The sequence below is a fragment of the Actinomyces denticolens genome (genome assembly GCF_002072185.1).
Lineage (GTDB): Bacteria > Actinomycetota > Actinomycetes > Actinomycetales > Actinomycetaceae > Actinomyces > Actinomyces denticolens.
The window spans coordinates 1-20,219 of record NZ_MVIW01000044.1 but is presented as its reverse complement, the minus strand read 5'-3'; the positions used below and the strand labels follow the sequence as shown (position 1 = coordinate 20,219).

The 20,219-nt window shown below is 73.4% G+C and carries 21 protein-coding genes; 10 read left to right on the top strand and 11 right to left on the bottom strand.

Annotation, left to right across the window (positions count from 1 at the left end; all coding sequences use genetic code 11):
* Nucleotides 1-106 precede the first annotated feature (106 nt).
* Nucleotides 107-493 carry a VOC family protein gene (locus tag B1H55_RS10710; protein WP_073454550.1) on the top strand — a complete coding sequence of 129 codons (387 nt, stop codon included), beginning with the start codon at nucleotides 107-109 and terminating at the stop codon, nucleotides 491-493.
* A 40-nt stretch (nucleotides 494-533) separates the two neighbouring features.
* Here the strand turns inward: B1H55_RS10710 and B1H55_RS10705 are convergent, their stop codons facing one another.
* Both B1H55_RS10705 and B1H55_RS10700 read right to left on the bottom strand, forming a co-directional pair.
* The gene (locus B1H55_RS10705) at nucleotides 534-1,532 is read right to left on the bottom strand and encodes a zinc-binding dehydrogenase (RefSeq protein ID WP_077240373.1); all 999 of its coding nucleotides are present in this window, start codon (nucleotides 1,530-1,532) and stop codon (nucleotides 534-536) included.
* Nucleotides 1,529-2,107 (bottom strand): PadR family transcriptional regulator, encoded by a 579-nt coding sequence (locus B1H55_RS10700; protein ID WP_077240372.1) that lies wholly within the window; start codon nucleotides 2,105-2,107, stop codon nucleotides 1,529-1,531. The genes B1H55_RS10705 and B1H55_RS10700 overlap by 4 nt, the downstream gene beginning before the upstream one ends.
* Before the next feature lie 88 nt (nucleotides 2,108-2,195).
* Here B1H55_RS10700 and B1H55_RS10695 point away from each other — a divergent pair, with 88 nt between their 5' ends.
* The 4 genes from B1H55_RS10695 to B1H55_RS10680 are packed head-to-tail and all read left to right on the top strand — an operon-like array spanning nucleotide 2,196 to nucleotide 5,435.
* Nucleotides 2,196-3,116, top strand: a complete 921-nt coding sequence (locus tag B1H55_RS10695; RefSeq protein WP_077240371.1) for an ABC transporter ATP-binding protein — start codon at nucleotides 2,196-2,198, stop codon at nucleotides 3,114-3,116.
* The gene (locus B1H55_RS10690; RefSeq protein ID WP_073454546.1) at nucleotides 3,113-3,775 is read left to right on the top strand and encodes an ABC transporter permease; all 663 of its coding nucleotides are present in this window, start codon (nucleotides 3,113-3,115) and stop codon (nucleotides 3,773-3,775) included. Before B1H55_RS10695 ends, B1H55_RS10690 begins: the two co-directional genes overlap by 4 nt.
* Complete coding sequence (locus B1H55_RS10685) at nucleotides 3,772-4,452, top strand: ABC transporter permease (protein WP_073454544.1); 681 nt, start codon at nucleotides 3,772-3,774, stop codon at nucleotides 4,450-4,452. The genes B1H55_RS10690 and B1H55_RS10685 overlap by 4 nt, the downstream gene beginning before the upstream one ends.
* Nucleotides 4,449-5,435, top strand: a complete 987-nt coding sequence (locus tag B1H55_RS10680) for an ABC transporter substrate-binding protein (protein WP_073454543.1) — start codon at nucleotides 4,449-4,451, stop codon at nucleotides 5,433-5,435. The genes B1H55_RS10685 and B1H55_RS10680 overlap by 4 nt, the downstream gene beginning before the upstream one ends.
* A gap of 61 nt (nucleotides 5,436-5,496) precedes the next feature.
* Here B1H55_RS10680 and B1H55_RS10675 read toward each other — a convergent pair whose 3' ends face one another.
* Nucleotides 5,497-6,510, bottom strand: coding sequence for a LacI family DNA-binding transcriptional regulator (locus B1H55_RS10675; RefSeq protein ID WP_077240370.1), 1,014 nt, complete (start codon nucleotides 6,508-6,510; stop codon nucleotides 5,497-5,499).
* 317 nt (nucleotides 6,511-6,827) lie between these two features.
* Between B1H55_RS10675 and B1H55_RS10670 the strand changes: the two genes are divergently transcribed.
* The 3 genes from B1H55_RS10670 to B1H55_RS10660 are packed head-to-tail and all read left to right on the top strand — an operon-like array spanning nucleotide 6,828 to nucleotide 10,140.
* The gene (locus B1H55_RS10670; protein ID WP_073454557.1) at nucleotides 6,828-7,853 is read left to right on the top strand and encodes a Gfo/Idh/MocA family oxidoreductase; all 1,026 of its coding nucleotides are present in this window, start codon (nucleotides 6,828-6,830) and stop codon (nucleotides 7,851-7,853) included.
* Nucleotides 7,850-8,707 (top strand): TIM barrel protein, encoded by an 858-nt coding sequence (locus B1H55_RS10665; RefSeq protein WP_077240369.1) that lies wholly within the window; start codon nucleotides 7,850-7,852, stop codon nucleotides 8,705-8,707. The genes B1H55_RS10670 and B1H55_RS10665 overlap by 4 nt, the downstream gene beginning before the upstream one ends.
* Nucleotides 8,704-10,140 carry a sugar porter family MFS transporter gene (locus tag B1H55_RS10660; protein ID WP_073454538.1) on the top strand — a complete coding sequence of 479 codons (1,437 nt, stop codon included), beginning with the start codon at nucleotides 8,704-8,706 and terminating at the stop codon, nucleotides 10,138-10,140. The genes B1H55_RS10665 and B1H55_RS10660 overlap by 4 nt, the downstream gene beginning before the upstream one ends.
* Before the next feature lie 201 nt (nucleotides 10,141-10,341).
* On the opposite strand, the gene B1H55_RS10655 is transcribed toward B1H55_RS10660, so the two are convergent.
* Nucleotides 10,342-11,649 carry an MFS transporter gene (locus B1H55_RS10655; RefSeq protein WP_077240368.1) on the bottom strand — a complete coding sequence of 436 codons (1,308 nt, stop codon included), beginning with the start codon at nucleotides 11,647-11,649 and terminating at the stop codon, nucleotides 10,342-10,344.
* A gap of 122 nt (nucleotides 11,650-11,771) precedes the next feature.
* On the opposite strand from B1H55_RS10655, the gene B1H55_RS10650 reads away from it, so the two are divergent.
* The gene (locus B1H55_RS10650; RefSeq protein ID WP_077240367.1) at nucleotides 11,772-12,320 is read left to right on the top strand and encodes a dihydrofolate reductase; all 549 of its coding nucleotides are present in this window, start codon (nucleotides 11,772-11,774) and stop codon (nucleotides 12,318-12,320) included.
* Nucleotides 12,321-12,391: 71 nt separating this feature from the next.
* Here B1H55_RS10650 and B1H55_RS10645 read toward each other — a convergent pair whose 3' ends face one another.
* The 4 genes from B1H55_RS10645 to B1H55_RS10630 form a co-directional block, all read right to left on the bottom strand.
* The gene (locus B1H55_RS10645; RefSeq protein ID WP_073454534.1) at nucleotides 12,392-13,246 is read right to left on the bottom strand and encodes a thymidylate synthase; all 855 of its coding nucleotides are present in this window, start codon (nucleotides 13,244-13,246) and stop codon (nucleotides 12,392-12,394) included.
* Nucleotides 13,243-13,896, bottom strand: a complete 654-nt coding sequence (locus tag B1H55_RS10640; RefSeq protein WP_073454532.1) for a hypothetical protein — start codon at nucleotides 13,894-13,896, stop codon at nucleotides 13,243-13,245. The genes B1H55_RS10645 and B1H55_RS10640 overlap by 4 nt, the downstream gene beginning before the upstream one ends.
* Before the next feature lie 117 nt (nucleotides 13,897-14,013).
* Nucleotides 14,014-14,469 carry an OsmC family protein gene (locus B1H55_RS10635; protein WP_073454530.1) on the bottom strand — a complete coding sequence of 152 codons (456 nt, stop codon included), beginning with the start codon at nucleotides 14,467-14,469 and terminating at the stop codon, nucleotides 14,014-14,016.
* A 112-nt stretch (nucleotides 14,470-14,581) separates the two neighbouring features.
* Nucleotides 14,582-15,076, bottom strand: a complete 495-nt coding sequence (locus tag B1H55_RS10630) for a DUF2505 domain-containing protein (protein WP_073454528.1) — start codon at nucleotides 15,074-15,076, stop codon at nucleotides 14,582-14,584.
* Nucleotides 15,077-15,141: 65 nt separating this feature from the next.
* Between B1H55_RS10630 and B1H55_RS10625 the strand changes: the two genes are divergently transcribed.
* Nucleotides 15,142-16,632 (top strand): sensor histidine kinase, encoded by a 1,491-nt coding sequence (locus tag B1H55_RS10625; RefSeq protein WP_073454526.1) that lies wholly within the window; start codon nucleotides 15,142-15,144, stop codon nucleotides 16,630-16,632.
* Nucleotides 16,633-16,866: 234 nt separating this feature from the next.
* Here the strand turns inward: B1H55_RS10625 and B1H55_RS10620 are convergent, their stop codons facing one another.
* From B1H55_RS10620 to B1H55_RS12550, 3 genes are all read right to left on the bottom strand, one after another.
* Complete coding sequence (locus B1H55_RS10620) at nucleotides 16,867-17,115, bottom strand: WhiB family transcriptional regulator (protein ID WP_017177051.1); 249 nt, start codon at nucleotides 17,113-17,115, stop codon at nucleotides 16,867-16,869.
* 171 nt (nucleotides 17,116-17,286) lie between these two features.
* Nucleotides 17,287-19,848 (bottom strand): FtsK/SpoIIIE domain-containing protein, encoded by a 2,562-nt coding sequence (locus B1H55_RS10615; RefSeq protein WP_157750258.1) that lies wholly within the window; start codon nucleotides 19,846-19,848, stop codon nucleotides 17,287-17,289.
* A 190-nt stretch (nucleotides 19,849-20,038) separates the two neighbouring features.
* Nucleotides 20,039-20,219 (bottom strand): hypothetical protein (locus tag B1H55_RS12550; RefSeq protein WP_158083333.1); only part of this gene is annotated, 181 nt, incomplete at its 5' end.

Genomic DNA, 20,219 nt, shown 5'->3' with positions numbered 1-20,219 from the left:
CTATTCTTCACCGCGAAGGTGTCCTTCCTCTGGAGTTCTCGGATCTCAGCAACCCGCATTATTCCAGGCGAAGCGACACCTTCACCCCATCTTCAACACCCCGACGATGAAAACTCGAGACTGGTTCAACGGTCACGCCAACGGTCTCTACGAGAACCCCACGACCGGGCTGCGCACCCACATCCTGCACTTCACCGACACCCCGCCCGAGGGGCGGCGCACCAGGCTGGAGATCATGACCCGTCCGGGGCTCGAAGGACGTCGCGAGGCCGAGGGACTGGGGTGGGCGCACGTCTCCTTCAGTCTGCCGGGGCGCGACGACGTCGATCGGCTGGCCGCCAGCATGCGTGAGGCCGGGGTGCCCGTCGTCGACGGACCGCGTCAGACCGGCGACGGCTACTACGAGGCTGCCGTGCTCGACCCCGAGGGCAACCGCATCGAGCTGGTCGCCGCCGACTACTCCGAGGACGTCGCCCTGCGCCCGACCTTCTGAGGGCGCAGACTCGGCGAAGGCCTGTGAACGGCGTCAGGCCCTAGGCCCAGGGCAGGCCGACGAGCTTGCCGACATGCCGCCCGGCCGCCATGTCCTCATGCGCCCGGGCGATCTCGGGCAGGGGGTAGGAGTGGACGGGCAGGAGGTCGAGGTCTCCCGACTCGATCCGGTCCAGGACGCGCTGAAGCACCTCGGCGGGCAGGTCGTCGGCCTCGCCCGCATAGGTGGTCAGCCGCACGCCGTTGGGGATCCAGTCCAGGGGGTAGAAGTCCGGGATCGTCCACGAGTCCGACAGCATCCCCGAGAAGCAGACGGTGCCGTGCACCGCCGTCGCGGCGAGCGTGTCCCGCAGGGTCGGCACGCCCACGAGCTCGAGCGCCGCATGGACGCCGTCCGGCTCGGCCTCGCGCACCCGCGGCGCCACGGAGCCGTCGTCGAGCAGAGGGGTGATGCCCCGGGAGGCCAGGAGCTCACAGCCCTCGGCGCGCCGGGATGTCGCGTAGACCCGGCATCCCATCTCCGTCGCGAGGGCCGCGGCGGCCAGGCCCAGCGCGGAGGTCCCGCCGCGCACGAGCAGCGACTGGCCCGGCCGGAGGTCCAGGCCCGTGGTCAGTGAGCCGTGGGCGGTCTGAAGGGTCTCGGGGACCGAGCCGATGACCTCCCACGGCAGGTCGGAGGAGAAGGGGATGACCTGCTCCCGCGGGACCACCGTGTACTGGGCGTAACCGCCGTCGAAGCGCCGGCCCATGCCGCCCATCATCGTGGCGACCTGCTGACCGGGCGGCCATGCGCCGTCGGGGTCGAGGTCGACGACGCCGACGGCCTCGATCCCCAGGACGCGCGGGTAGCTCATGCCGCCGGCCTGACCGGTGACCGAGTGGTACTCGGAGCGGTTGAGGCCGAAGGCCATGACCCGGATGCGGACCTGGCCGGGCCCGGGGCGGGGTACGGGTACGTCGCGGACCGAGAGGTTCTCGATGCCGGGGGCGGAAAGGACGGCGGCGCGCATGGTCGTGGCCGTCGTGGGGGCGGTGCTCATGGGCTCTCCTGGCTTGCGGGGCTGTGGGCGGTCGGGCTGCACGGGCGTACGGGCTCCGGCGTCGGGTCCAGCTGCTCGCGCAACCAGGCCAGCTCGGCGGTGCGGGCGCCGCGGGCGATGACGACCATGGCGCGCCGGTAGGGGTCGGTCTCGTCGGCGAAGCGGCGTGGAGCGCCGTCGTCGGTGAAGAAGGCGGGGGCGCTCTCCATGGCTTGCAGGCGTCGGCGCAGGACGGCCTCGCGCTCGGCGGCGTCGGGCAGGTGGGACAGGAAGGCCAGGATGATCATGAAGCGGGGCATGGACTCCACGTCCGGGCCGTCAGCGTCGCGCAGGAGGGCGCGCAGGCGCTCGCGGCCGGCGCTGGTGATGGAGATGACCTGCTTGGCGCGCCCGCGGGCGCCTGCGGTCGGGGTGCGGGAGACGAGGCCGGAGCGCTCGAGGCGTGCGAGCGCGGGGTAGAGGGTCCCGTCGGACAGGCGGGTGCCGGGGCCGCCGAGCTCGAGGATGCGGCGGCGGATCTCGTAACCGTGGAGGGGCCCGTCGTCGAGGAAACCGAGGATCTGCAGGTCGAGCACGCGAGAATGCTACCTCACACATACCTCGAATCGACATATACTGGCAGTATCGGCTACCGTAGACGACGTCACCGACAGGAAGGTCCCCATGACCGCCACGACGTCACCGACCGCCCAAGCCCCCGGCCCCGCTACCGGCGAGGACGGCGCCCGGCCGAGCCCGTCGCTCACCTTCGACTCCGTTACCAAACGCTACCGCGGCACCGCGGCTCCCGCCGTCGATTGCTTCAGCGCCACTCTCGCAGCCGGGCGCATCACCGTTCTGCTCGGCTCGTCGGGCTCGGGCAAGACCACACTCATGCGCATGGTCAACCGGATGGTCGAGCCCACCATGGGGCGCGTCCTCATCGACGGGGAGGACGTGGCCGGGAGGGACCCCGTCGCCCTGCGCCGCTCCATCGGCTACGTCATGCAGAACGGCGGCCTCCTGCCGCACCGGCGCGTCATCGACAACATCACCCTCGTGCCCCGCCTCAACGGGACGGGCCGCGCGGCCGCCGCCCACCGCGCCCACGAGCTCATGGACGTCCTCGGACTCGACCCGGCCCTGGCCGAGCGCTACCCGCACGAGCTCTCCGGCGGCCAGGCCCAGAGGGTCGGCGTCGCCCGGGCGCTCGCGGCCGACCCCGCGATCCTCCTCATGGATGAGCCCTTCGGCGCCGTCGACCCGCTCGTCCGCCGCGAGTTGCAGACCGAGACCGCCCGCCTTCAGCGCGAGCTCGGCAAGACGATCCTCTTCGTCACCCACGACGTCGACGAGGCCCTGGCCCTGGGCGACGAGATCATCGTCCTGCGCGAGGGCGGGCGCATCGCCCAGCGCGGCACGGGGCCCGAGATCCTCCACCACCCGGCCGACGCCTTCGTCGAGCGATTCCTCGGGCTCGACGACGACATCCGCGCCTCCCGCCTGCGCGAGACGGCTGTGCGCGACTCCCCGCCCGTGCCGGAGCGCGGCGGCTCGCCCGCGGGTCGGCCCGGTGACCAGAGCGTCGGGGCGCCCCGAGCATGACCTGGATCCTGGCCAGTAAGAGCCTCATCGTCTCCTGCCTGGAGTCCCATCTCGCCCAGGCCCTGCCCGCGATCGCCGTCGCGCTGCTCATCACCGTGCCCCTGGCGCGCCTGGCCCAGAGGGTCCGCCCCCTGCGCGGGATCATCACCACCGCGGCCTCCCTCCTCTACGCGATCCCCTCCCTCGCGCTGTTCGTCATCCTGCCGATCATCCTGGCCACCGGCATCCGCTCCACGCTCAACGTCATCGTCGCCCTGGCCCTCTACGCCCTGGCGCTCCTCGTGCCCGCGACGGTCGAGGCCCTCGACGCCGTCGACCACCGGGCCCTCGACGCCGCCACCGCCATGGGCGTGGGGCGCCTGCGCAGGTTCATCGGCGTCGAGCTCCCCCTGGCGGGGCCGGCCATCCTCGCCGCCCTGCGAGTGGCCGCCGTCTCGACCATCTCGCTGACCACGGTGGGCGCGGTGCTGGGCGTGCGCAGCCTCGGCTGGCTCTTCACCGATGGCTTCGAGCGGGGCATCTGGGCCGAGATCATCGCCGGCGTCCTGCTCACCGCCCTGACCGCCCTCGTGGTGGATCTCCTCATCGTCGCCGGCGGCCACCTGCTCATGCCCTGGACGAGGGGCAGGGGCGCCCGCCCCGGGAGGACCGCCGCATGAGACTGCTCCTCGACGCCCTCGCCTACATCGCCGACGGCGCGCACTGGTCCGGCCCCATGGGCATCGCCCGGCTCCTGGGCCAGCACGCCGCCTACTCCCTCCTCGCCGTGCTCCTCGCCGCGCTCATCGGCCTGCCCATCGGCTGGTGGATCGGGCACACGGGCCGCGGGCGGGCACTCGTCGTCACCCTCACCGGCGCCGTGCGCGCCCTGCCCACCCTCGGGCTCATCACGCTGTTCGGCCTGGCCCTGGGCATCGGACTGGCGGCCCCCATGATCGCCCTGGTCATCCTCGCCCTGCCCTCGGCCCTCGCCGGGGCGTACTCGGGCGTGGAGTCCGTGGACTCCACCGCCGTCGACGGCGCCAGGGGGGCGGGGATGAGCCCCATGCAGATCCTCGGCCGAGTTGAGATCCCGCTCGGGGCGCCGATCATCCTCGGCGGCCTGCGCGCCGCCTCCCTCCAGGTCATCGCCACGGGCACCCTCGCCGCCTACACCGGCGCCGGGGGGCTGGGCAGACTCATGTTCCTGGGCCTCAAGACCCAGGACTACCCGATCATGCTCGCCGCCGCGATCCTCGTCATCGCCCTGGCCCTGGCCTCCGAGGCGATCTTCGCCCTCCTCCAGCGGGCCTGCGCGCCCGCCGGGTCGCGGCAGCGCAGGAAGGAGACGGCATGAGCCACCCGTCCCCGCGCGCCACCGCGCGCCCCGTCCCCGCGCTCCCCGGCGGGCCCTCCAGGCGCGGGCTGCTGGCGGGAATCGGCGCCGGTGCGGCCGCCCTCCTGGCGGGCTGCTCCGATTCCAACCCCTTCGCGGTCCACCGCCGCGAGGGCAGCATCGTCGTCGGCAGCCAGCAGTACTACTCCAATGAGATCATCGCCGAGCTCTTCGCCCGCGCCATCGAGAGCAGGGGCCTGACGGTCCAGCGGGAGTTCCGCATCGGCCAGCGCGAGGCCTACCTGCCCGAGCTCGCCAACGGCTCCATCGACGTCATCCCCGAGTACGGCGGCAATCTCCTGCAGTACTACCAGCACGCCTCCTCGACGGAGCCCCCCGCCGCGCTCGGGGCGGGCCCCATGACCGCCGAGGCCGTCCAGGAGGACCTCGAGCGGATCCTCCCCAGCGGCCTGCGGGTCCTCGCCCCCGCGGAGGCCACCGACCAGGACTCCTTCGCCGTCACCCGCGCCGGCGCCGAGGAGCACGGCCTGACCTCCATCGGCGATCTCGCAGCCCTCGGGCGCACCGTGACCATCGCCGCCAACAGCGAGTTCACGGCCCGCCCCTACGGGCCCGCGGGCCTGAGATCCGTCTACGGGGTCGATGCCGAGGTCATTCCCGTGGAGGACTCCGGAGGCCCCCTCACCGTCAAGGCCCTGACCGACGGGAGCGTCGACGTCGCCGACGTCTACTCCTCCGACCCCGCGATCGAGGCGAACGATCTCGTCGTCCTCGAGGACCCCTCCGGGCTCATCGCGCCCCAGCGCGTCACGCCCCTGGTCGCCGAGGCGCTGGCGCCCGCCGCCGTGGAGGCCATCGGCGCCGTCTGCGCGCGACTGTCCCCGGGCGAGCTGCGGGCCCTCAACGCCCGTTCCACTCGCGAGCAGCTGGCCGCCGAGGTCATCGCCGCCGACTGGCTGGCCGCCCAGGGCCTCGTGGGCTGAGCGGGCCGCCGCCGCGGTGCCGGCGCCCGCTGGGGGGGGGAGGTCCGGGGCGGGGCGCCCTTCAGCTCATCCCCGGAGCCACCGCGGTGGAGGCCCTGACCACGAGCCGGGGCACGATGACCTGCTCAGTGGGCAGGTAGCTGTTCGCCGCCCGGCCGATCGCGCGCTCCAGTGCCAGGCGCGCCATGAGATCCGTGTTCTGGTCGATCGTCGTCAGGGTCACCGGACCGGCCTGCGCCCGCCGGGCGTTGTCGAAGCCGACGACACTCACCCGGTCCGGCACCGCCGCCCCGGCCGCCCTCAGGCCCAGGACAACGCCGCCGGCCACCCGGTCGTTGAAGGCGACGACGCCGGTCGGCAGACGGTCCAGCCCGCCGGCCGCCAGGGCCTTGTCCACCATTTCGGCGGCGGCGGCGAGCCCGTGCTCCTGCTCGATGCCCCCCGGCAGGACCGAGGCCTCGGCGCTCAGGCCATGCGCGCCCATCGCCTCCAGGTACCCGGCGCTGCGCTCGGCGGAGGATGGTGCCGTACCGCCATCGACATGCGCGATCCGCCGGTGCCCGAGGGAGACAAGATGGTCGACGGCGAGTGCGAGCCCTCCCCGGTCGTCGATGCGGATGACGTCCACCGCGGGGCTGGAGACCGGCCGGGCGATCGTCACCACCGGCACCTCGTCGGCGAGGGTCCTCAGCCGCGCCGCGCCGATGGAGGGCGCCACCATGATGAGCGCGTCGACGCGGTCGCGCAGCAGCGTGTCCGCGGCGCGGCGGTCATCGATCGTGTCGATGACCGCGGACAGGACGAGGCGGTGCGTCGTGGCGGTTTCCGCGGCGTGGTAGAGGCTCTCGATGAGCTCGGCGTGGAAGGGCTGATGGACGGCGAAGGTCACGCCGATCAGGCTCGAGCGCGCCGAGCGCAGAGCCCGCGCCCGCTGATCCGCCCGATAGCCGAGCCGCTTGGCGACGGCCTTGACACGACGACGGGTCTCCTCGGACGCGCCGGCGGCGTCCCGCATGACGATCGAGGCCATCGACACGGAGCAGTTGGCCTCCCGGGCGACGTCGACCAGCGTCACCCTCCTGCTCCTGCCGCGGGCCATCGCGCCGTCCTCCCGTTGCCCCGCGCCGCTCGCGCGGCGCCTGACCAAGGCCCCCGCCCAGCGGCGGTCGCCTGAGACTGGAATGTAATAATTATAGAACGTTCTGTCGAGAGCGGTCATCGGATTAACAGTGTGCCAGCAGCGATAAGACGCTGACGAAGGCGCAGACTTCATACGGTCGCGATCCAAGGGAATTGGAACGTACTACGGTCTACAGCGTCGCCAGGATCACAGTGATGACGCTGTGGACTCCCGGCCTCACCACCCGGACCATGACGAAGGAGTCAGGAAGCATGACATCCAGCGAACCCGTCAGGATCGCACTGGTCGGTGCCGGCCGCATCGGCACGCACCACGCCACCGCGATCGCCCACGACCTCCACACCGCCGAGCTCGTCGCCGTCGTCGACCCCCGCCTCGACGCCGCCACCGCCCTGGCCGACGGGCTCGGCGCCCGCCCCGAGGCCGACGCCCGCGCCGTCCTCGCCGACCCCGAGGTCGACGCCGTCGTCGTCACCACCCCGGCCGCCCTCCACCGCGACCTCATCATCGCCGCCGCCGAGGCCGGAAAGCACGTCTTCACCGAGAAGCCCATCACGACCGAGCTGGCTGAGGCCGACGAGTGCGTGGCCGCCGCGGCGCAGGCCGGTGTCGTTCTGCAGGTCGGCTTCAACCGCCGCTTCGCCCCCGGATTCGCCGCAGCCCGTGCGGCCGTCGACGACGGCCGCGTCGGCACCCCGCAGCTGCTGCGCTCCCTCACCCGCGACCCGGGCCCCTACGGCGGAGACCCCGAGCGCACCCCGCTGTGGACGATCTTCCTGGAGACCCTCATCCACGACTTCGACACGCTGCGCTTCCTCAACCCCGGCGCCGAGGTTACCGAGGTCACCGCCCACGCCGACGCGCTCGTCCGTCCGGATGCCCGGCAGGCCGGCTTCCTCGACACCTCGGTCGTCCACCTGCGCTTCGACAACGGCGCCTTCGCCACCGCCGAGGCCTCCTTCAGCGCGACTTACGGCTATGACGTGCGCGGAGAGGTCTTCGGCGACGGCGGCATGGCCGTCGCCGGCTCCGGCCGCACCAGCGATATGGAGTACTACGGGCCGGCCGGCGTCTCCTACGACACATCCCGGGCGGACACAGATCTCCTCCACCGCGCCTACGTCGCCGAGTTCGCCGCCTTCGTCGAGGCCGTGGGCGGCGCGGCCCCCGCCATCCCCACCGGGGAGGACGGCGTCAAGGCCCTGGAGATCGCTCGGGCGGCGGTTTTGTCGGTTGAGCAGTCGCGCACCGTGCGTCTTGAGGAGGTGGCCCGATGAGCCCCGTGAGCGCGCCCGAGGCCAACGCCTTCACCCTGGCGGCCTGCGCCGAGATGATCTACCTCGACAAGCCCTTCATGGAGCGCGTGGAGGCCATCGCCGCGCGCGGCCTGGGCGTGGAGATCTGGGACTGGACGGCCAAGGACCTCCGCTCCCTGGCAGCCCGGCGCGCCGACGGGGCGCGCATCATGTCCATGACCGGCTACATCGAGGGCGACCTGACCACCGACGAGGGCATCGCCCGCCTGCTTGAGACCGCCGAGCAGTCACTGGCCGCAGCCGAGACCCTGGAGTGCCCGGTGCTCAACTTCCACGGCACCGGCCTGGGCGAGGGCGGCATCCCCGTCGTGGCCAACGCCCGCCCCACCCCGGGCGACTGGCTGCGCGCCGCCGACACCTGCGCCCGACTGGCCCGGCTCGGAGCCAGGGAGGGGCGCGTGTTCACCCTGGAGAACCTCAACACCGCCCTGGACCACCCCGGCTGCCCCTTCGCCACCGCGGCCGACGCCCTGGCCCTCGTGCGCGCCGTCGACTCGCCTCATCTGAGGCTCAACCTCGACCTCTACCACGCCCAGATCGGGGAGGGAAACCTCATCGAGCTGTGCCGCCAGGCCCTGCCCTGGATCGGGGAGCTCCAGGTCGCCGACGTCCCCGGCCGGGCCCAGCCCGGCACCGGCGAGATCAACTACCGCGCCATCGCCACCGCCCTGGCCGACATGGGCTACCACGGCAACATCGGCATGGAGGCCTTCGCCCGGGGCGCCACCGGCGCGGACGAGCCCGGCTCCACCGCCGCCTCCGACGCCGCGCTGGACCAGTTCATCACCACCTTCACCGTAGGAGGCCCCGCATGAGCGACAACGCCAGTGCGGCCGTCCAGGCCCGCCATGCCGACGCGGGGACCCCCGCGGAGAAGACCCGCGTCGACAAGCGCCTGTTCACCATCCGCACGATCGCCACCCTCGGCGGCCTCCTGTTCGGCTACGACACCGGCGTCATCTCCGGGGCCCTGCCGTTCCTCGCGCGCGGCGCCGAGGAGGGCGGCCTGGGGCTGACGGCCTTCCAGGAGTCGATCGTCACCTCCTCCCTCACGATGGGGGCGGCCATCGGGGCCATCGTCGGCGGGCGCCTGTCCGACCGCTACGGGCGCAAGAGGAACATCTACACCGTCGCCGTCATCTTCCTCATCGGGGCGCTCGGCTGCGCCCTGGCCCCGAACTACCCCGCCCTTGTGGCCTTCCGATTCTTCCTCGGACTGGCCGTGGGCGGCGCCTCCGCCACCGTGCCGGTCTACCTCTCCGAGATGGCGCCGGTGACGATCCGCGGCACGATGGTGGCGCGCAACGAGCTCATGATCGTCACCGGTCAGCTGCTCGCCTACTCCTTCAACGCCTTCATCGCCGTCATGTGGCCGCAGGCCCACGTCTGGCGCTGGATGCTCGTCATCGCCTCGGTCCCCGCCATCGGCCTGTGGATCGGCATGCACCTGCTGCCGGAGTCCCCGCGCTGGCTCGCGAGTCAGGGGCGCGCGGCCGACATGTGGCAGGTTCTCAACGAGGTCCGCATGGCCGACGGCGTTGAGGACGAGGGGCGCGACATCATCCGCCGTGTCGAGGAGGAGGCTGCGCTCGGCAAGGGCTCCTGGGCGGACCTCAAGACCCCGTGGATCGGCAAGATCACCGCGATCGGCATCGGCCTGGCGGCCCTGTCGCAGCTCACCGGCGTCAATGGCATCATGTACTACGCCCCGACGATCCTCCAGACCACCGGCCTGGGGACCCAGGCGGCCCTCGTCGCGACGATCGCCAACGGCGTGGTCTCGGTGGCGGCGGTGTCCATCGGTATCGGCTTCCTCAAGAAGCTGCCCCGCCGGCGCATGATGCTCATCGGCCAGACCGGCGTGGTCATCTCGCTGATCCTGCTGGGCTCGATGTTCCTCCTGCCGGAGTCGACGGCGCGCTCCTACCTGGTGCTGCTGTTCATGCTCACCTTCCTGTTCTCCATGCAGTGCTTCATCGGCCCGACCTTCTGGCTCATGCTCTCGGAGATCTTCCCGATGCGCGTGCGGGGTCTGGCCAACGGCGTGGCCGTGTTCTGCAACTGGATGGGCAACGTCATCGTGGCCTTCGCCTTCCCGAACCTCATCGCGGCGGTGCAGGGCAACACGTTCTTCGTCTTCGCGGTGATCAACGCGTGCACGCTGGTGTTCTACGCGAAGTTCCTGCCGGAGACCTTCGGCCGCTCCCTGGAGTCCCTCGAGCGGCACTTCGAGGAGAAGTACTCCTGACCGGAGCCTGACAGAACACGGTCCGGCGCCACGATCACCGAGAGGGGTCGTGGCGCCGGACCGCCTTGGGGAGGGCGGGCCCGGAGGGACCGCCCGGCGGCCACGGATCAGGTGCTCGTTCCCGGCTCATCCAGCGCTACTCCGTGGCGCGCGTGGGATGAGGCTGGTGTTCGGAAGAGCGAGTGCGCGAGGAGTCGGCGTTCAGGCGCGCGTGGCCCTCATACGCGGATGCGTCCAGGCGACGGTGAACGACGCCGTGAGCACGGTTAGCGCGAGGGCGAAGGGCGCCAGGGGCTGCCAGCCGTAGAGCGCCGTCGCCGTGACGGGGGCGAAGACCCATGTCACCGCCCCCGTGGCGTTGAGGATGCCCGCCACACCGCCCTGCTCGGCGGCGGTGACGGCGAGCGAGCCGCCCGCGGTGAACCCGGGGCCGGTCAGCCCCATGGCCGCGCCCAGGAAGAACGTCGAGATGATCATGACGGGGAGGGCGGGGGCGAGCGCCAGCGCCACCAGGGCCGCCATGGCGATGGTCAGGCCGACGCGGATGAGCCGCTGGGGCGCCCACCCCAGGCGCGGTACCGCGGCGAGCTGCATGAGCATGGCGCCCGCCGCGTTGGCCAGCAGCATGAGCGCCGTCAGGCTCACCGCGCGCTCCGGGGGCAGGCCGAGGCGATCCTGGATGATGAAGCCGACGATGATCTGGACGACCCCTGCCGAGAAGAACATGCCCAGCCCCGAGCCGATCCAGGGCAGCAGGCGCGGATCCCTCCACGACACGCGCGGTGGGAGGGCGGCCACGCGCGGCACCGGCGCTCCCCCCGGGCCCGCTCCCGCGGGGGCGGACGGCATCGCCGCCCCGTCGGCGGGCGGCCGGGCGCCGTCGTGAGGGATCCGGAACAGGCCGATGACCAGCGCGACCGCCACGAATGCGGGCGTGGCGTACACCGGGGCGAGGATCGACCACGCCCCCAGCGCCGAGGAGACGACCGAGCCGATGAGGATCGACATCTGCACGGCGCCGGCGAAGGCGGACATCCCCCTCACCCGGGCGCGCTCATCCGGCGTCATCTCCGCGATGAGGGCCTGGCCGGTGGGCGGGATCGCCGCCACCGCCCCGCCGAAGAACGGGCCCCGGGCCGCCACCACGGCCACCGCCGTGGCGCCCGCCCCCAGCAGGCCGGTGGTCCGCAGCCCCACCGCCCCGGCGAAGAGGCAGCCCGCGATCATGGCCAGGGCGAGCGCGCTCAGCAGCACGCGGCGGCGCCCCCAGGCGATGGACCGGCGCCCCCAGAACTGCGAGAGGGAGGCCACCGTGAGCGCGGCCAGGGAGACGGCCAGGCCGACGACCCACTCGCGCAGGCCGAGCGCGCGGGCCAGGGGCGCGATCGACGCGTTGAGCATGTTCTGCGCCACGTAGGTGAACAGGACGATGGCGAGCAGCGCGCGCAGCGTGGCGCGGGCCGCGCCTGTGACCTGGGAAGCGGGACTCGAGGGGGAGGGCAGGGGCACAGGCGCACTCTAGATCATGGCCGGGGCGGCGGTGCCCGGTGGGCGGCGCATGCCGGGCTGCCGCTCGCGAGCGCCCTCCGGGACCTGGCAGGATGGCCGCTGTGAGCGCGAAGCATGTGGGAATGATCTGGGCCCAGGACGCCGCCGGCGTCATCGGGGCCGACGGCGGGATGCTGTGGCGCGTGCCCGACGACTTCAGGCACTTCCGCGCCTCCACCCTCGGCTGCGGCCTCGTCATGGGCCGCGCCACCTGGGATTCCCTGGGCGGGGCGCTGGCCAAGCGCCGCAACGTGGTCCTCACCCGCCGGCACGGCTGGTCCGCCGAGGGGGCCCTGTCCGCCCCCGACCTCTCCTCCGCCATCGCCCTGGCGGGAAGGGACCTCGACGCTGAGCTCGGCCCCGATCAGCGCGCGAGGGCCGGGGCGCTGCCCCGCGTATGGGTCATCGGAGGCGGCAGCGTCTACGCCCAGGCGATGGATGCCGGCGTTGCGGATCTGCTGCTCGTGACCACCCTCGATCTCGCCGTCGACGCCCCCGAGGGCGCCGCGCGGGCCCCCCGCATCGCGGAGGAGTCCTGGGCCCGCGATGCCGCGCTGTCCGACCCCGAGGGCGCATGGCGGCCCGTCTCCGGGGACGCCGCCTGGCGGGTCGACGCCTGGCGGCGCCGGTGAGCGATCGTCCGGTGATCGGCCGGAGGGCCGGAGGGGCCGGAGGATGGCGCGCCCGGGTGCCCGGGCCGCGATCAGACTGCGACGGGCGCCTTGATCGAGGGGTGGTGCTGATAGCCCTGCGAGGCGTCGATGTCGTCCATCGTGTAGGCGTCGATCGACTCCGCCTTCTCAAGGCGCAGCGTCGGGAACGGGTGGGCTCGGGGCACGCGGGATAGCTGCTCGCGCACCTGCTCGACGTGGTTGGAGTAGATGTGGCAGTCCCCGCCGGTCCACACGAGCTCGCCGGGCTCGAGTCCGGCCTGCTGGGCCAGCATGTGGGTGAGCAGGGCGTAGGAGGCGATGTTGAAGGGGACGCCGAGGAACATGTCCGCGCTGCGCTGGTAGACCTGCAGGCTCAGGCGCCCGTCGGCCGCATAGCACTGGAAGAAGGCGTGGCAGGGGGCCAGGGCCATGCGGTCCAGCTCGCTGACATTCCATGCCGACACCAGCATGCGCCTGGAATCGGGGTCGGTGCGCAGCGTATGGATGAGGGCGCTGATCTGGTCGATGGCCCCGCCGTCGCGAGCGGGCCAGGAGCGCCACTGGGCGCCGTAGACCGGGCCGAGCTCGCCGTCGGCATCGGCCCACTCATCCCAGATGGTGATGCCGTGCTCCGTGAGCCAGCCGATGTTCGTCGCGCCCTTGAGGAACCACAGGAGCTCGCCCTTGACCGCCTTCATCGCCACGAACTTCGTGGTGATGCGGGGGAATCCGGCGGCCAGGTCGTAGCGGAGCTGGCGGGCGAACAGCGAGCGGGTGCCCGTGCCGGTGCGGTCGCCCTTGGGCGCACCGTTGAGGAGGACGTCCGCGAGGAGCTCCTCATAGGCGACGTCGACGCCGTCGGGCGCGCTCAGGCCCAGGGACTCCAGCGCTGGTGCCGCGCTCATGCCTCAATGACCTCCATGACGGGGGCGAAGGGGGAGGCCGGGCCGAGCGCCGCCTGGGCGCCCTCGATGACCTGGTTGGCCAGGGCCCGCCCGCCCGAGTACCCGATGGCCGCGCCGATGCCCAGGGGCAGGAGCCGGCCGAGCGCGACGGCGCCGCCCTTGGCCGCGGCGCGCTTGGCCAGGCGCTTGGCGAGCTGGCCGTTGATGCTCTTGGCGGTGGGGATCGGCATCTGGGCCAGGGACTGGGCCGCCCAGAAGAGGCTGGCCAGGCCGAGCTGGCCCTGGACCGCCTCGGAGCCCTCGCGGCCCAGCAGCGCCGAGAGCACGAGGGCCCGCCGCTTCTCGGGCTCGACGACCCGCAGCCCCTGGAGCTCGGCGACGGTCAGCACATAGGTGACGGCGGAGCCGATGAAGACGGCCGTCTGGCCCACGGTGAGGGCCGCCGCGCTGGCGGTGCCGATCGACGGGAGGGCCGCCGAGGCGCCGACGGCGCCGGAGGACAGGCCCGCCTCGTTGCGGAAGCGGTCGGCGGCGAGCGCGACGAGCTCGGCCGTGTCCGCGCCGGGGCGGTCGCGGCGCATGCGGGCCACGCGCTCGGTGATGCGCGAGGCGGGGATCGCGATCGCCTTGTCGACGGCCGCCTCGATCATGGCGGTGGAACGGCTCACGGATGCTCCTGATGCGTGGACGGTATCGGTGGGGGCTACGGGGCGCGGCCGGGGGTCCCGGGGGCCCTGGGGCACCGGGCCGCGCCCCGGGGAGCGGTGTCAGGCCGCGGGCTCGGCGTCGGGGTCCTGGACGATGAGCAGGCGGACCTCGGGGCTCTTCTCCAGTGTGTGGCCCACGGTGCAGGCGCGGTCGATCGCGCCGTCGACGCGCTGGCGCAGGACGGCGAGCTGCTCGGCGCTCAAGGAGGAGTAGTCGGCGACGAGCTGCACCTCGAAGGAGTCGTAGCGCTCCTCGTCCTCGTTCTTGGTGGTCGCGCACACAACGTTGGCGTCGAAGTCCTCGCCGAGGGCCTTGGCCAGGCGGTGGTCCGCGGACAGGGAGTTGCAGGTGGCCAGCGCCAGTTTGAGGAGCTCGCCGGGTGAGAACTCGCCGGGGCCGGTGCCGATGCGCACCTCGGCGCCGGAGTGGTTGCGGCCCACGTACTGGCGCGTGCCGGTGCGCTCGGCCCATACGGAGTTCTTCTCGGTGGGGGTGATGGAGGGGGTGTCGCTCATGGGGTGATCGTGGCACGCCCCGTGGCCCGAGGACCACCGGCGCGCGCGCGAAGGGCCCGCCGTGCGCGCAGGGCGGACACGGCGGGCCGGTGGGAATACTCCCGGGAGGAGGTCAGTGCGAGCCCAGCCAGGCGGCGGCGCGGGACTCCTCATCGGCGATGACCCGCCCGGCCATCGACATGGCCTTGTCCTCGACGGCGCGGCCGACCAGTGGCACGGTGACCTTCAGCTCCAGATCCACCTCGACGACGGTCTGCCCGCCGCTGGGGCGCATCGCCAGGGCGCCCGAGGAGCGCACGGGCGCGCCACCGGCGTCGATGCTCAGCGTCCCGGTGCGCGAGCCGTCCTCGGCGGGGCCGCCCCAGGCCTCGGTGACGGTGAAGGACACGCCCGAGCGCACCAGGCGGCGGGCGGCCGACGGCAGGGACTCGGCGGGGACGGTGCCGCCGGCGGTGGCGGAGAAGCCGTCTCCCTCGGTGGTCACCTGGCTGGTGACGGTCTCGGAGCCGAGACGGGCGACCCGTCCGCGCTGGTACTCGGGATCCGCCAGCATCGCGGCAACCTTGGCGGGATCTGCGGGGTAGGTGATGGTCAGTGTCTTCCTCATGGTGCAGAGCCTGCCATGGAGGGGGCCGTGGCGCCACGGGAGGCGCTCTCGACTAGGCTTCCACCGTGCCGCCGATACTCCCGCCCCAGTCGCGCGCGTCCGTCGACCTGCCGCAGCGCGACCTCGACTGGATCCGCCACCTCATCGCGGATTGGCAGGTGATCGCGGATCTGTCCGTATCGGACCTCGTCCTGTGGGTCCGCGGCAGGAGCGGCCGCTTCGTGGCGATCGCCCATTGCCGCCCCTCCACGGGCCAGACGGTTCACCTGGAGGAGGTGGTGGGGCGCCGCATGCCCTCCTCCCGCGAGGTGGCGGCCCTGGAGACCCTCACCACCGGCACGATCCTGGTCATGGCCGATCCCCTGTGGACCGGGACCACCGCCGTGCGCGAGGAGTACGTGCCGGTGCTCCACGAGGGCCGGGCCGTCGCCGTCGTCACGCGGGAGACGCGCGTGGGGGTCATGCGCGGGGAGCGCTTCGGCGATCAGCCCCTCAAGGAACTGGCCGACACCCTGTGCCAGATGATCTCCGAGGGCGCCTTCCCGATCCTCGGCGGGGTGACCGCGCTGCGGCACGGCACCCCGCGGGTCGCCGACGGCGTCGTCAAGCTCGATGCCGAGGGCACCATCGTCTACGCCAGCCCCAACTCCCGCTCCTGCCTGCACCGACTGGGCATCACGGGGGAGATCGTCGGCGCGCACCTGGCCTCGGCGATCACAGACATCATCCCCGAGCGCACTCCCGTGGACGAGACCATGGCCGTGGTCCTCATGGGGCGGCAGGCCTGGATCACCGAGATCGAGATCTCCGGGGTGTTCCTCGTCCTGCGGGCGATCCCCCTCATCGTGCACGGGGAGCGGGCGGGGGCGATCCTCCTGGTCCGCGACGTCTCCGAGCTGCGGCGCCGCGAGCAGGTCCTCATGAACAAGGACGCCACGATCCGGGAGATCCACCACCGGGTCAAGAACAACCTGCAGACCGTCTCCGCCCTGCTGCGCATGCAGGCGCGCCGAGCCACCAACGATGAGACCCGCCAGGCGCTGGCCGAGGCGGAGCGGAGGGTCGCCGCGATCGCCACCGTTCACGAGGCGCTGAGCCACAACGTCGACGAGACCGTCGAGTTCGACGAGGTCTTCGAGTCCATTCTGCGCACCGCCGCAGTCGTCGCCACGCCGTCGGGGCAGGTCAGGACCGTGCTGGAGGGCTCCTTCGGCGTCGTGGACGCCGAAGGAGCCCAGGCCCTGGCCACGGTGCTGGCCGAGTTGGTGACCAACGCCGTCGAGCACGGGCTCGAGGAGCGCGACGGCACCGTCACCGTGCGCGCCCAGCGCGACGGCGAGCGGCTCGAGGTCCACGTCATCGACGACGGCGTCGGCATCGAGCCCGGAACCGTCATGACCGGGCTGGGGACCCGGATCGTCCAGACGCTCGTTCGCGGCGAGCTGCGCGGCAGTATCGACTGGGAGCCCGTGGTGGATGACGAGGGGCGCCCTCGCGGGACCGACGTCGCCATCGTCGCCAGGATCGCCGGCCGCGGCGAGCCCGTGCTCGGCTGACCCGCACCCGCCGGGCCGCCGATCCGTCCCGTCGCCGGTCCGCCTCCCCTGGCCCGGCGAGCCCCGGGAGGGCCCGGCGAGAAGGGCGCAAGAGGGCAAGGGGAACGGCGGCCCTCGCCTCATCCGGGGTCAGGGGCCGCCGTTGAGGCGTTGGTTGATGCCCGCCGAGCGTGCGCTGAACCGGTCTCGATGCCGTTTTCGACCGGTTTCGGTGGCGATATCGACCGGTCTCGGTCAGGAGGAGCGGCGGGCGCGGGCGGCGCGGCGCTTGAGGGAGCGGCGCTCATCCTCGCTCATGCCACCCCAGACGCCGGCGTCCTGGCCGTTCTCCAGGGCCCACTTGAGGCAGGTCTCGACCACCTCGCAGCGGGCGCACACCTCCTTGGCCCGGGCGATCTGGGCGATGGCGGGGCCGGTGTTGCCGACGGGGAAGAAGAGCTCGGGGTCGACAGTGAGACAAGCAGCCTGGTTACGCCAGTCCATGAGTTCTTCCTTCGGGCAGGTGAGTCAAGAGGGGAAGGGCCGAGCGCGTCTTGTCCACCTGGTAGGGGGCCAGAGCGGTCGTCGCGCGTCCTTGGGCAACTTTCACACGCCGTTCGTCCCACGGCAAGACCCAGTGGGTGTGAGACCGCCGTTGAAAGGATGTTGCAATTCTCACAATCGCGCCCGCTCGTCGCCCCGCCGTGCCCCAACCGTGTCAACCGCGATCCGGCGCCCCTGACCGGCCCCGCGGCCAACGACCTGCAAGGGTGTGAAACGGCCGTGGTCGACGAGCACTCCCCGGCCCGGGGCCAGGGGAGCGCGGGGATCGATGACGCCTCGCAGCGGCGCCCCGGCCACCTGCGCCGCCGGGCCCGTCCCCGGGCACAGGATGACCAGCGCCCCCCTCTCCTTGAGCATCATCAGCGGGCCCCTGAAGGACCCGGCCACGCGCTCGGTGGTCGCCGAGGCGAGCACCGGGCGCCCCTTCGCCAGCGCGGCGGCGATCTCCGCCTCCGCCTGGGCGTGGGATGCCTGAGGGAGAAGATCGGCATCGTCGATGAGCAGCGGGTCGGGATCACCCGGCGCCCCGACGGCGAGCGCGGCCTCCAGCGCCCGCAGCGCGGTGGTGCGGCCCGAGCCGGGGGGTCCCACCACGAGGACAGCGCCACGCGGGACCGGGAGGGGCCCGGCGTCGTCGCCCCCGATGGCCCATGCGCCGGCGGGCAGCAGCGATGGATCGGCCTGTCGGGGTATCGGCGCCAGGCGCAGCGGGCGGGCGGCGGCGAGGCCGGGATCCGGCCGCTCGCCGGGCGCGGGCAGGAGGATCTGGATGGGCGTCGACTCCGCGCCGTCCACCAGCGCCCCTCGGCCCGGCCCCGCGCCGGTGACCGTCCCCCGGGGCATCCCGGCCAGCGAGGCGAGGGTGGGCGTCGACGCGCCCAGGACGATGCGGTGGCGCAGGGATCCCGCCCACCGGGTGTTGGCCAGGCCGAAGGGCGCGCCGATGAGCAGCGCCGTCCCCGTGGCCGGTGCGATCCTCGTCAGCGCCTCCACGAGCTGCTGCCCCTCGCCCGGGCCCAGCGCCTCCTCGACGGCGGGGATGAGGGAGTCGACGTCATCCAGGACGAGGACCTCGCCCGCCAGTCGGCCCTCCGAGGCCAGGCGCCACAGGCGCGCCAGCCTCCGGGGATCGTCAGGGCCCACCACCGTCCCCATGCCCGGGGCCCCCGCCGCCAGCGCGGCCAGCGCGCTCGTCCCGCCGCAGCGGTGAACGACCCGGCCCGCCGTCAGCGCGCCGAGCGCCGCGGAGTCCAGCGCCGTGGTCCTGCCCGCCCCCGCCTGGCCGAGCACGAGCAGAGACTCCCCGGCGTCCCAGCGCCAGAGTCCCAGGGACTGCTCCTCCGGCAGGTCCGTCATCGCCAAGGCGATGCCCCCGCCGCCCCCGGCACCGCCGGAGGCGCCGCGCCAACCGGGCTCGGTCCCCGAGCCCCCGCGATCCACGGCGCCCGCCGCCGAGACCAGGGCGATCGCCTGGCCCCGGTCGGCGCGGTCGGGCAGCGGCGGGGCCCAGGGCCGCCACGGTCCGTCGGCCGTCCCCGCGGCGTTCCCGGATGGCCGCGGACCCCGATGGGCCCGGCGCGCCTGCGCCACGAGAGCCTCGAGCTCCCCTCGCGGACCGCACCAGGGGGACTGGAGGACCTCCGCGCGCCTGGAGGCGGCGCAGCCCTCGACGATGACCCTGCCCGGATGGCGGGGGAGCAGGGCGGCGCCGTCGTGGCCCAGGACGTCCCGGGAGTCCGCGGGGTCCAGGACGCGCAGGCAGGCACGGATCGTCGTATTGGCGCGCATCGCCGGGGAGACCGCGCCTGCGGGGCGCTGCGTGGCCAGGATGAGATGGACGCCGAGGCTGCGGCCCTGGGCGGCCACCCGCACGAGGGCGTCGAGGACATCGGAGTGCTGCCCCGCGAGAGTGGCGAACTCGTCGACGGCGATGAGCAGCCGAGGCGGGACCTCCCGCGCAAGGGACCCGGAGGCGGGATCCGAGGCGCGACGGCGCTCGAGCTCGCCCAGGTCCCTGGCCCCGTGCGCGGCCAGGAGGCGCTCCCGGCGCCTGAGCTCGGCCTCCAGGGAGGACAGCGCCCGGGCGGTGGCGGCGGGGTCGAGATCGGTGAGCACCCCCGCCGTGTGGGGCAGGTCCCGCAGAGGGCCGAATGCCGCCCCGCCCTTGTAGTCGACGAGCACCAGGCACAGCCGCTCCGGCGGCGCTGCCAGCACCAGTTGCATGAGCCATGCGGTGAGCAATTCGGACTTGCCCGCCCCCGTGGTCCCCGCCAGGAGGGCATGGGGCCCGTCGGTCACGAGGTCCGCCTCGACGGGACCGCGCGGCCCGACGCCGAGGACCGCGGGCAGCCGCGCCCCGCCGGGGCCCGCCGGCCGCCAGCGCTCGCGGATGGCCCGCGCGCTCAGCGGCCCGGTGATCTCCGTCAGGACGACGCCATCGGGCGGCCGCAGGGGATCATCCGCCTCGGCGGCGGCGACCCGCCCACCGAGCGCGGTGGGGGAGGGCCCCTGCGGGAGTGCGCGCCCCGAGGCCAGGAGCACGGCCTCCCACCAGCGATCGGTCACGGCCGGCGCCCTCCTGGGGGCGCGCCGGGAGCTCAGCGCCCGCGCGGGGATGCCCTTGCCCCGGGGAGCGATGAGCAGCTCGGCGCGAGCGCCGCGCCAGGTCGCCACGACTCCTGGGGAGCCGACGGGCCCCGCCTCCCCGACCATCTGGAGATCCAGCGCGCCGCCTCCAGCGCCGAGCGCCGCCAAGGCGGACTCGCCCGAGCTGCACCCGCCCGGGGCCGGCCCGTCCGCCGGGGGCCGAGGAGCCGGGGACCGCGCTGCCCCCGGCGCCCCGATGTGGTCGGAGGCTCCCGGCTCAGCGGGCGCGGCGGGGGGCCGGCGCATCCCCGGACCACCCGCCGGCCAGCGGCGCCGAGCCGAAGCCGGGCGGCGCCCCGATCCTGGCCAGGATCTGCGCCGCCCACCAGCGCTGGGCGCGCCGGGCTCCCGCGCCGGTCAGCGCGAGGCGGTCGCCCGGGCGCAGCGTCAGGGCGCTC

Bases quoted from the DNA above. Each gene is read 5' to 3' on its own strand.
- B1H55_RS10690 (WP_073454546.1), top strand. From the start codon at position 3,113: ATGACCTGGATCCTGGCCAGTAAGAGCCTCATCGTCTCCTGCCTGGAG.
- B1H55_RS10650 (WP_077240367.1), top strand. From the start codon at position 11,772: ATGATCTGGGCCCAGGACGCCGCCGGCGTCATCGGGGCCGACGGCGGG.
- B1H55_RS10670 (WP_073454557.1), top strand. From the start codon at position 6,828: ATGACATCCAGCGAACCCGTCAGGATCGCACTGGTCGGTGCCGGCCGC.
- B1H55_RS10665 (WP_077240369.1), top strand. From the start codon at position 7,850: ATGAGCCCCGTGAGCGCGCCCGAGGCCAACGCCTTCACCCTGGCGGCC.
- B1H55_RS10635 (WP_073454530.1), bottom strand. From the start codon at position 14,469: ATGAGCGACACCCCCTCCATCACCCCCACCGAGAAGAACTCCGTATGG.
- B1H55_RS10695 (WP_077240371.1), top strand. From the start codon at position 2,196: ATGACCGCCACGACGTCACCGACCGCCCAAGCCCCCGGCCCCGCTACC.
- B1H55_RS10645 (WP_073454534.1), bottom strand. From the start codon at position 13,246: ATGAGCGCGGCACCAGCGCTGGAGTCCCTGGGCCTGAGCGCGCCCGAC.
- B1H55_RS10640 (WP_073454532.1), bottom strand. From the start codon at position 13,896: ATGATCGAGGCGGCCGTCGACAAGGCGATCGCGATCCCCGCCTCGCGC.
- B1H55_RS10680 (WP_073454543.1), top strand. From the start codon at position 4,449: ATGAGCCACCCGTCCCCGCGCGCCACCGCGCGCCCCGTCCCCGCGCTC.
- B1H55_RS10630 (WP_073454528.1), bottom strand. From the start codon at position 15,076: ATGAGGAAGACACTGACCATCACCTACCCCGCAGATCCCGCCAAGGTT.
- B1H55_RS10620 (WP_017177051.1), bottom strand. From the start codon at position 17,115: ATGGACTGGCGTAACCAGGCTGCTTGTCTCACTGTCGACCCCGAGCTC.
- B1H55_RS10705 (WP_077240373.1), bottom strand. From the start codon at position 1,532: ATGAGCACCGCCCCCACGACGGCCACGACCATGCGCGCCGCCGTCCTT.
- B1H55_RS10660 (WP_073454538.1), top strand. From the start codon at position 8,704: ATGAGCGACAACGCCAGTGCGGCCGTCCAGGCCCGCCATGCCGACGCG.
- B1H55_RS10685 (WP_073454544.1), top strand. From the start codon at position 3,772: ATGAGACTGCTCCTCGACGCCCTCGCCTACATCGCCGACGGCGCGCAC.
- B1H55_RS10710 (WP_073454550.1), top strand. From the start codon at position 107: ATGAAAACTCGAGACTGGTTCAACGGTCACGCCAACGGTCTCTACGAG.